The 2,353-nt window shown below is 42.0% G+C and carries 3 protein-coding genes; 2 read left to right on the top strand and 1 reads right to left on the bottom strand.

Features of this window, described 5'->3' with window-relative positions:
- A partial coding sequence (locus O9334_RS19440; protein WP_288001932.1) for an Rpn family recombination-promoting nuclease/putative transposase occupies positions 1 to 331 on the top strand: 331 nt, incomplete at its 5' end.
- 261 nt (positions 332 to 592) lie between these two features.
- Here the strand turns inward: O9334_RS19440 and O9334_RS19435 are convergent.
- Positions 593 to 1,351 carry a sulfite exporter TauE/SafE family protein gene (locus O9334_RS19435; protein ID WP_045360638.1) on the bottom strand — a complete coding sequence of 253 codons (759 nt, stop codon included), beginning with the start codon at positions 1,349 to 1,351 and terminating at the stop codon, positions 593 to 595.
- 254 nt (positions 1,352 to 1,605) lie between these two features.
- Between O9334_RS19435 and O9334_RS19430 the strand changes: the two genes are divergently transcribed.
- On the top strand, positions 1,606 to 2,353 hold a 748-nt coding region (locus O9334_RS19430; RefSeq protein WP_288001929.1), incomplete at its 3' end, for a lipid kinase.

The raw sequence follows: 2,353 nt of genomic DNA, 5'->3' as shown, positions 1-2,353 counted from the left end.
CGACCAAAAACCGCAAGAACTCTTACAATTAATAGAGACGATTCTCGTTTATAAGTTACCGCTTCTCAATCGTCGGGAGATAGAAACTATGTTTAGTTTAGATGAATTAAAACAAACTCAGTATTTTCAAGATGTGCGCGAGGAAGCGCGTCAGGAAGGTCGTCAGGAAGGTCGCGAGCAAGGTCGTGAGGAAGGTCGCGAGGAAGGCAGACTAAACAAAGCACTAGAGGCGGTCCCTCGTTTGTTGGCCTTAGGGTTAAGCGTTGAGCAAGTCGCATCCGCGTTAGAGTTAGAGGTTAAACAGGTTAGAGCTATACAAAACGGGACATAATCTCCTTATGTCCTCATGTCTAGGATGTCCTGTTATACTAAATCCTGTTTGATTTGATTGATTCAAGCTAATGTTATGGCTAATACTGGGGAAAAATTGCTATTTATACCCCATAAATCATTGCTTAACAGCAAGCCCTATTCTACCCCCCCCCAATTTGTCAAGTATTCTCCGTTTTTTATTGATGAACACGGAAAAAACCCATCGGGGAGAGAGTGGAAGGGTTAGAAAGTTGAGATTTAACGAGTCCGTTGATGCGGTCTAAGAGCAAGCGCGGATGAAGAAATAAATGGCCATCAGTAGCAGAAAAATATAAAAAGTAATCCGCACCAATCGATCGGGTAATTTCGGTAAAAAACGAGTGGTTACTTGTACACCTAGTGAACCACCGATACCTAAAATAATCCCTTGTAGATAAAGAATATAACCGGCTTGGGCATGAGCGAAACAGGCGGCGATCGAATTGAGTAAAACCACACCTAAACTGGTGACAATGGCGATTTTGATCTTTTCTGCCAAAAAAATCATTTGTAGTGGCACCATGATCGCCCCACCGCCAATTCCGAAAATACCGGCTAGAAATCCGGCGATTCCTCCGGTTAGCAGACAGGCTAGATTAGGATGCAATCTAATGGCAGAAACTGGCTCTTTTTGGCTTAAATTTTGCTTGAGATTGGTTAAATAGATATTGAACAGTAAAAAACAACCAAAAGCCGCTTCTAGGAGGTGTTTGGGGCTAGATTTGACCAGATAGACTCCGATAAATGCCGTAAAAATCCCGGGTAAACCTAAGAGGAGAACTCGCTGCCATTTGAGGGAACCTAATCGCCAATTTTGGATCGTACCCCCTAGGGAAGTGAAAACGATCGCTAAACTGCTGGTAGCCACCGATTCCCCGTAACTGTAGCCTAAATTTAACAGGATCGCCACGGAGATAGTGCCACCCCCAATACCGAATAAACCCGCTAATAAGCCCGAAAAAACGCCTGTTATCAGTAAAATTAAGTAATATTCTGCCATTATCTTCGTTTCATGGCCTTTAAGGGTCTGAATTTGCTATTATACATAGGACTTACTGAAAAAGTAAGGGCGAAGCATTCGGATAGAAAATCTACGGTTTCAGCGATAGTTTATGCCCGAATGCTTCGCCCCTACAGGACTTGCACCTGTTTTGCAAAACCAGCCACTAAAACCCTTACCTCGTCTATATTTCACATTTATTCAGCAACTCCTAATTACATAACCTTTATCCCGGCACTCTGAGAAACTTACCTATGACTAAAAGAGCTTTACTACTAATCAATCGTCACTCGCGCAAGGGTAAAGAAAACTTTGCTCAAACTGTCGAGCTGCTCAATCATTGGGATTTTGAAATTATCAGCGTCCCTTTGAAAAAGGTAGAAGATATACCTTTTTTGATGGAAAAATATCGCTCTAATATTGATTTAGTTATCGTCGGTGGTGGCGATGGGACTCTTAATGCTATGGTGGATGTGTTGGTAGAAACTCAACTGCCCCTAGGCATTATACCTTTGGGAACGGCTAATGATTTGGCCCGGACTTTAGGGATACCGAATTCTATTGCCGAAGCCTGTCGAATTATTGCGGAAGGTAATTTAAAATATATCGATCTAGGTTGGGTAAATAATAAATACTTTTTCAACGTGGCTAGTTTAGGATTAAGTGTGAAAATTACCCAAAAACTGAACAAGGGTTTAAAGCGACGTTTGGGGATTTTGGCCTACGCTTGGACAGCCCTACAGTTATTAAGTAAAACTCGTCCTTTTACCGCTATGATCGGTATTGATGGCCAAAATATCAAAGTTAAAACCCTACAAATAGCGATCGGAAATGGTCGTTATTATGGGGGAGGAATGCCGATCGCTCATGATGCCCAAATCGACGATCAAAGATTAGATTTATATAGCCTAGAAATTGAACACTGGTGGCAAATTTTCCCGCTTTTATGGACATTACCGCGAGGACAACAGGGTTTATTATCTTGGGTGAGAACTCTTAAGG

Source organism: Microcystis sp. LE19-8.1F (assembly GCF_027531715.1).
GTDB lineage: Bacteria > Cyanobacteriota > Cyanobacteriia > Cyanobacteriales > Microcystaceae > Microcystis > Microcystis wesenbergii_A.
The sequence above is the reverse complement of the archived record's forward strand: the minus strand, read 5'-3'. Positions and strand labels throughout refer to the sequence as shown.

Coding starts and splice junctions, on each gene's coding strand:
- O9334_RS19435 (WP_045360638.1), bottom strand. CDS start 1,351: ATGGCAGAATATTACTTAATTTTACTGATAACAGGCGTTTTTTCGGGC.